This window comes from Veronia nyctiphanis, assembly GCF_004116385.1.
Classification (GTDB): Bacteria; Pseudomonadota; Gammaproteobacteria; order Enterobacterales; family Vibrionaceae; genus Veronia; species Veronia nyctiphanis.
This window is the reverse complement of the sequence record NZ_PEIB01000045.1, coordinates 24,578-31,428: the sequence shown is the minus strand read 5'-3', so window position 1 is coordinate 31,428 and position 6,851 is coordinate 24,578. Positions and strand designations below refer to the sequence as shown.

The 6,851-nt window shown below is 41.9% G+C and carries 8 protein-coding genes and 2 tRNA genes; 7 read left to right on the top strand and 3 right to left on the bottom strand.

All coding sequences use genetic code 11. From position 1 onward, the window contains the following. Nucleotides 1-18 precede the first annotated feature (18 nt). From CS022_RS22595 to CS022_RS22565, 7 genes are all read left to right on the top strand, one after another. Nucleotides 19-95 (top strand) — tRNA-Met (locus CS022_RS22595). A 141-nt stretch (nt 96-236) separates the two neighbouring features. Next, a tRNA-Leu gene (locus CS022_RS22590) sits at nt 237-323 on the top strand. A gap of 211 nt (nt 324-534) precedes the next feature. Beyond that, entirely contained in the window at nt 535-1,515 is a 981-nt protein-coding gene (locus tag CS022_RS22585) for a tyrosine-type recombinase/integrase (protein WP_201746373.1), read from the top strand. Nucleotides 1,516-1,670: 155 nt separating this feature from the next. Continuing rightward, on the top strand, nt 1,671-2,270 hold the full coding sequence (locus CS022_RS22580) for a hypothetical protein (protein WP_129124154.1): 600 nt from the start codon (nt 1,671-1,673) through the stop codon (nt 2,268-2,270). Nucleotides 2,271-2,275: 5 nt separating this feature from the next. Then, nucleotides 2,276-3,295, top strand: coding sequence for a RhuM family protein (rhuM, locus tag CS022_RS22575; RefSeq protein ID WP_129124153.1), 1,020 nt, complete (start codon nt 2,276-2,278; stop codon nt 3,293-3,295). Next, entirely contained in the window at nt 3,292-3,573 is a 282-nt protein-coding gene (locus tag CS022_RS22570; RefSeq protein WP_129124152.1) for a hypothetical protein, read from the top strand. Before rhuM ends, CS022_RS22570 begins: the two co-directional genes overlap by 4 nt. Before the next feature lie 8 nt (nt 3,574-3,581). Further along, a complete protein-coding gene (locus CS022_RS22565) occupies nt 3,582-4,106 on the top strand; it encodes a BRO-N domain-containing protein (RefSeq protein ID WP_129124151.1) in 525 nt (174 codons plus the stop codon). A gap of 78 nt (nt 4,107-4,184) precedes the next feature. On the opposite strand, the gene CS022_RS22560 is transcribed toward CS022_RS22565, so the two are convergent. Genes CS022_RS22560 through CS022_RS25615 form a run of 3 tightly spaced genes read right to left on the bottom strand, consistent with a single transcriptional unit; the run spans nt 4,185 to nt 6,819 of the window. Next, the gene (locus CS022_RS22560; RefSeq protein WP_129124150.1) at nt 4,185-4,436 is read right to left on the bottom strand and encodes a helix-turn-helix transcriptional regulator; all 252 of its coding nucleotides are present in this window, start codon (nt 4,434-4,436) and stop codon (nt 4,185-4,187) included. Next, nucleotides 4,433-5,629 carry a hypothetical protein gene (locus tag CS022_RS25620; RefSeq protein WP_201746372.1) on the bottom strand — a complete coding sequence of 399 codons (1,197 nt, stop codon included), beginning with the start codon at nt 5,627-5,629 and terminating at the stop codon, nt 4,433-4,435. Before CS022_RS25620 ends, CS022_RS22560 begins: the two co-directional genes overlap by 4 nt. Beyond that, nucleotides 5,626-6,819 carry a toprim domain-containing protein gene (locus CS022_RS25615; protein ID WP_201746371.1) on the bottom strand — a complete coding sequence of 398 codons (1,194 nt, stop codon included), beginning with the start codon at nt 6,817-6,819 and terminating at the stop codon, nt 5,626-5,628. Before CS022_RS25615 ends, CS022_RS25620 begins: the two co-directional genes overlap by 4 nt. Nucleotides 6,820-6,851: the final 32 nt, after the last annotated feature.

The following is a 6,851-nucleotide window of genomic DNA, read 5'->3' as shown; positions in this document are numbered from 1 at the left end:
AAACGGTGAAAAATCGGACGCGGGGTGGAGCAGTTTGGTAGCTCGTCGGGCTCATAACCCGAAGGTCGTCGGTTCAAATCCGGCCCCCGCAACCAACTTCTTGTTTCTTGAGAAACAAAGCGGCAATAGACAAACCTCTTCCTATTTAGTCAAAGATGTTTATAGCCAAACTAACAATTTGCCATGTTGATTACATCAGCATGTAGATGGTGTCTTCATCGCAATAAGAATTGCGTGCCCTGGTGGTGGAATTGGTAGACACAAGGGATTTAAAATCCCTCGACGTTCGCGTTGTGCCGGTTCAAGTCCGGCCCGGGGCACCATCTCACTTTTCTTAGTATCTTACTAAGACGGATAAAGACCTTGTATTACAAGGTCTTTTTTTCGTTTTGGGCCTTTCAAAATTATCCCAACTTTGACTTATCCTCTCGTATTTGCCTAAACTTTACGACAGAACTACGACAAAGTTACGACCAGTAAACACAGCACCTACGACGGATTTACGACAGAAATTACGACATCGAAGGGGGCTTTATGGCATCGATTCGTAAACGTGGCAAAAAATGGCTGGCAGAGGTCCGCTTAAAGTCAGGGTATAAAGCGAAAAGTTTCTATACAAAACTCGAAGCTCAGGCATGGGCCGTCGATATGGAAAAGGAACTTGGTCACTATGGCAGCCTTGTTAGTGGTAAAACGTTGCAGGATGCGTTTGAGCGGTATGCCATGGAAGTTTCTCCCACGAAGCGAGGTGAGAGGTGGGAAATTATCAGACTCAACAAACTAGGGCGTACAGACCTCGCCAAAATACAGCTCAGTGAGCTTAGAACCCACCACGTAAACCTTTGGATAGAAGAACAACTCAAAACACTCAAAGCCTCTTCTATCAATCGAGAGTTAAACCTCATCGCCTCCGTCATAGAAAAAGCACGTAAACACTGGAAGTGGATAGCGACAAACCCTATTCGCGACGCTGACAGACCGAAGAACCCAACCCCAAGGGACAGGCGGATCAGTGAAGAGGAAATTAAACGTATCCTCCAGTCATTGGGTTACGAAGGTCGTAGTAATGTTGCCACGCAACGACAATTCATCGCAGTTGCTTTCCTTTTTGCGCTGGAAACCGCAATGCGTCAGGGAGAAATATGGGGAATGGAATGGGACTATGTTCATCTTGAACAGCGCTATGTCACTCTTCCGAACACAAAAAACGGTACCAAGAGGGATGTGCCGCTGTCATCTGAAGCGGTATTGTTGCTCAAGGCCCTGAGACCAAAGAAGCAAGGTAAAGTATTCCCTTATAGCCAGCAATCATCCGGTGTCATTTTTCGTCGTTCACTCAGGCTCGCAGGTATTGAGGGGCTAACTTTTCATGATACGCGGCATGAAGCACTGACAAAGCTCGCCAAAAAGCTGAGTATGTTGGATTTAGCGAGGATGGTCGGACACAACGATCCTCGCTCTTTGATGATTTACTACAATGCCACTGCTAGTGAGATAGCAAAATTATTGTCTTGAATAAAATACGATATTCTAAGGGCGTCAAGTCAGACAGAAGTTAATCAAAAAAAGATCCCATGATGAGAAATTGATTGTTTTTGATTGCATTTGATCAATTTTGATATTAGCCTAAGGATGTATTATTTTTGAGACTTAGGTTTATTGTGAAGACAATGCAGATTGAAATTTCGAATGAGATCTATCAAAGACTTGAACAACACGCTATAGGATTTGATTCCCCTGAAGCTGTAATAAAAAGGCTCTTGGATAAAGTTGATGCTCAGCCAACAAAAAAGCCAGTGATAGACTTTAGTCCGAGTGATGAAGCGGAATTCAAATCTCAATTGATAAATAGGCGTGAAGCTGAAGTAATAATCTACAAGACAGATGGGACGAGAGAGATTAGCCATTGGAAAGCTAATAAAATCACTAAAACCTCTAACGTTCGCGGTAATTTATGGTCCGGACCTCTTCGAGGTTGGAAAGAAAAGGGTATTGAAAGTGTTGAAGTAAATATACTTCCTTTCCCTGAATATGATAGAGATGGCATCCCTGATGATACAGAGTTAAGAAAGATTATTGCAGAGAAGTTATCAATAACTTTCGAGGAAGCTCAGGGACTATATTTTGATATTGATACGAATGAAAGTGAAGATGGAGTTGTTTACGAAAGTATAATTAGATTTGTTTATGACTCCTGTGATGAGGAAGCAAGAGAGAAAGCTGGCCTAGAGGGTGATGACGAGATTTATATCGATAGTTCTGATTGGTAAATATAATGAAAGAAATAATAAAATATAAATCTAAGTATAGTGAGTCTGACGTAATAGTTCTTGATGGTGTACCCTGGGTTAGCTTAATAGATACGGCGAAAATTTATAAAACAGATATTACAGAGGTTTCGTCTTCGCTTAAAAGTATTTTTCTGGATGACGAACTTAAAAGAAGTGAAAATATTAAAGTTCCAGAGGATAGGACTGATATAGAACAACATTTCCTAAGCGTCGATGCAGTTATTTCTGTAGGGTATAGAATAGACTCTAGAGAGGCGACTAAATTTAGAAAATGGTCAACTGATATCATAAAAAAGTATTTGAGTGATGGCTTCGTAGTAAATGAAGATTTACTACGAAATGATCCCCAAAAACTTAATGAAATCGCTGCTAAGATAAGAGAAATAAGAGCGAGTGAACAAAGCATATATGCAGCAGTGAGGGAATGCTTTAAAGTTGCTTCTTCTGATTATGTTCCAAATGCACAAGAAGTAAAAAGCTTTTATGCGTTACTCCAAGATAAGTTTCATCATGCAGTAACAAAGATGACTGCATCAAAGCTTATACTTGATAGAGCTAATCACTTAGAACCAAATATGGGTTTAACTAGCTCAAAAGCAGACTTTGTGAGCCGAAGTGATGCTGCCATTGGGAAAAACTACTTAAGTGAGAATGAGATATATCGGATGCATCTTTTGTCCGAGCAGTTCCTGATATATGCAGAACTCAACTCTTTAAGTGAGAAAAAGTTAACAATGAAAGGACTCCACAAAAAATTAGATGACATTATTGTTCTAAATGGATTTGATGTTTTTGATGGTTATCAAGACTTTGTTAAAGATCAAGCTATTGAGCATGCAAAAAAAGAGTATGAACTATATATAGAAATTAAAAAGTTAGAGTACTTAGGAGTTGACGTAGACTTAGAGTCTTTTTATGCAGGGGACTATGACCACCTTAAAGAAGAAACAAAAAAAATAACTTTACAAAAACTTAGAAAAAATCTATCGGTGGAAAAAGTATGAATAATGAAATTGTCTCCTTATGTTATGATGGTGAATCGGGTCAGAATAATATACGCACATTTAATATAAATGATATTCTCTATATATCATTAAAAGATATATTTGTCACTCTTACAAAAGAAAACAATAAGCTCGACGAAAGGTATGCATCAAAACATATACCGACACTCATCAAATCTCAAGTTAATAAGTTAGATACTGATGAATATATTCTACTTGATGTGTCTACTCCCTTTTTCGAAGGTGAAAAAGAAGTTTTCATTACTCAGCCCGGCTGAATAGAGTTATGGGTAGTGATGATTCGAAAGCTGGTAGAAATTTTCAAAGGTGGCTCTACCATGAAGTTGTTCCGTCAATTTTTAAAAAAGGCGAGTATCACTTAGATAATAATGTAACTGCGTCTAGGACTAGTGACACTAGAAAAAAACATTCATCAGCTTTAGTAGAAATGGCTGAAATCATTGCTCAAAACTCTAGGATTATGGCTGATGCTATTGCAGAGCAACAAGTAATAAAGGATGAAGTTACACAAGTACAAATTAAGGTTAGCGATGTAGAAAATAGACTACTAAATATTGAAGGAAGGAATAATACTGAACCTGACTTTATTTCTATATCTGATTGGTGTCATGAAAATAATCATCAAGTGACGCAAGAAGAACACGACCTTATAGTTACTTGGTGCGCTAATTTATCATACAAGAATCAAGTGAAGATTATCCCTTGTAATTCTCGAAATAAATCCAATTCTAAATTTCACTGCACTGTAATTTCGGAGGCTCTTTCTTTAATTGAGCGTTCCAAAGTATAAAATTCTGCCTATACCCTCATTCTTTGACTGCAGGATTATTGGCGTCAGTCAAAGAATGAGTGCTCATACAGTGATGTTCTAGATAGCTTCCCTAAACCGCATCACCCATTGTTTCACCTCCCTTGCCAACCAGCGCCTGCCACCTCCATTGTCAGTTGTGGGTACCTTCAGTGCTCTTGGGAAGTGAGGCTTGCAGATGATTCGGCACTGTACTGTAGACTTCGATAGCTTCATGTAATGTGCGATGTCAGATGCATCCCAGAGTGCGTCATCTTGGCGACCTTGGAAACGAAGTTCGGCGAGTATGGCTTCGGCTAATTTATCGTTCATTGCGATATTTCCTTTGTAAACAACCAGCATTTCACTGTTTTTGGTTGGCTATAACTTTCGCCGCGTGTCTCTATGGCTGAGTTAACAGGCTTTATCGATTGAAACTTGCGGCTCTTCGATGTCTTGAGGTATTTCTTGAGGTCGGAGAGCAGGGGGATTTGTTGCTTGAATTCATTGGCCACTCTTACAAAGTGATTTAGGTTAACGGCGATTAGCTCTCTGTTTCGTGAGTGGTTAAGAACAGGTTCGTCCTCATCGTTATTTATATATTCATAGGTCTCCCAGAATTGTTGAACCACCGGATGGTCGGCCACGATGGCTCGCTGTCGGCTTATGGCTAAATCCTGTATGCAGTCGATGACTTCGTCGCGTTGGTTATCTGGTAAGCCCAACACCTCACTCATCGCATCGGTTAACGACATCAACTGGGCGTGGTTTTTAGCGATTCGAACTGAATGGATATCTTTGAGTGAGAGGAGGTGGTCTTCATAGATGGGCGTATTGGTGGCAACAAAGTCCATCACTCTCGTTTCGGCCATGGTGATTTGCTTGAGAAAGTAACTGAGGTTTTTAACGGGTAAGACGTTCATTTCGTCTGTTGCGCTTTTACTTTCCCGGCTATGTCGCCCTTTATCGAAATAGAGTTGAGTAATGCGCTGTAATATTGCTTCGGAAGCACTTACTTCGGCGTTCTGGGTAATAACGATGGCGCCTCTGAAAGGGGGCTCGTAGGTTTCGTTACCGCTGTTTTTCATACCGCGTGCCCGGCTTGCTCTGCCGTTGTAGGCGGTTTTGAGTTCATCCCAATCAAACTTCTTAGCCTTGGCGGTATCTTCTTCCCGGTCTGCTTCTATCAATACAACAGGCAAATTACTGACCTGAGAAAACTTACGGGATACGGCCGCAGCCGTTGCTTTACTGGGGTCGAAGCCTTCTTCGTCGGCCTTTCCTAGTAGCTTCCACATAAATTCGACCAGTGTGGTTTTACCTGCACCGGGTTCGCCGACAATTTCGAGAAACGGGTAACTTTTATGAATAGCACGTATCTGCTCTGAAAATAGCGAGCCAAGCCAGAAGCTGATTGCTACCAGCCCTTTTGGGCCAAACGCTTGATAAACCAGTTGAGGCCAGTCTTTTTTGTACTCGGAATGGTTACCAATTTGCAGCTGAAAACCTTTGTTGAGGCTTTTCACTGCCAGTTTGCCGACTTCGAAAAAGTCTTCGTCGTTGATGGGGTAGCTTTGCCCTGACTGATGGCTAAATCGTTAAACACATAGGCGCGGTGTTCTTTGCTGTAACCGATAAAGTCGATGGTATCGACTACTTTGATATTATGAATGTGGTGCTTTACCAGCCAGTCGAGTTGTTTCGAGGTACCCGTAAACAAACCGCCGGGTGCAATGGATAGCAGACGTTTTTTAAACTCAGCTGCCGCTGCTACCTGTCCGCCAGTAAATGTGTTCTTAATAGTGCGGCCACCATGAGGAAACTCGACTCGGCAGTAATACCAACTTTCATCGGTAATAGTGTTTGACTGGTAATAAAGAAAAGTCGGCTTGCAGTTAGCGATTTCGGTGAGTGCGCCTGACTGTTCTGCCGCGTGTGTTTTAATCTGTTCTTCCGTTAGTCCCTCATCACTGCCTCTTAGTTCTTCTGCTGCTTTGGTAAACTTTTCTATGTCCAAGCTAAACCAGTACATGCGGTTGTCGAAATCAAAACAAAAACCGTTGCGTCCTTTTCGCTGCCAAATCTTGAGTGCTTTATCGAGTGGGCTTTTGGCGATCAGTAAACTGCCGTGGTAAAGATAGCTATCAAGCTCTTTTGTGTTTAATCGCTGATTGATATGGCAGTCGTTCCAGTCTGTTTTGTGGTTGTCGCGTTGCGGAATAAGCGCTGCTGAAATTGTATGGCCTTCTTTCTGGCTGCGTTCGGCCCAACGCTTGATATACCGACGGCCTGCTTTGTCGTTATCTAAAGCCCATACCCAGTTAATGCGCTTTCCTTTGTATTCGGCTAGTTTTGTCTCTGGGTAATTAACGCAGGAGAGGGTCGCGACGGCTTTTTCGCCATTAAGGTTAAGCGCAATAGCATCTAAACAACCTTCGACAAGCCAGACTCTGTCATTTTCCTCTATGGTCATTCCTGGCGGTTGCCACCAAAGGCCACGATGTGAGCCATTGAAGTGTGCTTTGCGACAGTCCTGTTCGCCACTTTCTTCCGTAATTGTTACTTCTTCAATAAGCCGTTCCATGTAAATGTCATGGCTTCTGTCGATATCAAACCTGACAGTGGCGGTACCCTTGTTCCCATTGGGATGCCAAAAATTCCCTTGTCGGTACCAGCCTTTTACCAGCAGTGGATCTATGCCTCGTGCATAACGCAAGTAGGCATCCGCTGTGGCTGTTAGGTTTTCAT

Excerpts from the sequence above, each read along its gene's own strand:
- CS022_RS22570 (WP_129124152.1), top strand. The coding sequence starts at position 3,292 with ATGAATAATGAAATTGTCTCCTTATGTTATGATGGTGAATCGGGTCAG.
- CS022_RS22580 (WP_129124154.1), top strand. The coding sequence starts at position 1,671 with ATGCAGATTGAAATTTCGAATGAGATCTATCAAAGACTTGAACAACAC.
- CS022_RS22565 (WP_129124151.1), top strand. The coding sequence starts at position 3,582 with ATGGGTAGTGATGATTCGAAAGCTGGTAGAAATTTTCAAAGGTGGCTC.
- CS022_RS22560 (WP_129124150.1), bottom strand. The coding sequence starts at position 4,436 with ATGAACGATAAATTAGCCGAAGCCATACTCGCCGAACTTCGTTTCCAA.
- CS022_RS22585 (WP_201746373.1), top strand. The coding sequence starts at position 535 with ATGGCATCGATTCGTAAACGTGGCAAAAAATGGCTGGCAGAGGTCCGC.
- rhuM (WP_129124153.1), top strand. The coding sequence starts at position 2,276 with ATGAAAGAAATAATAAAATATAAATCTAAGTATAGTGAGTCTGACGTA.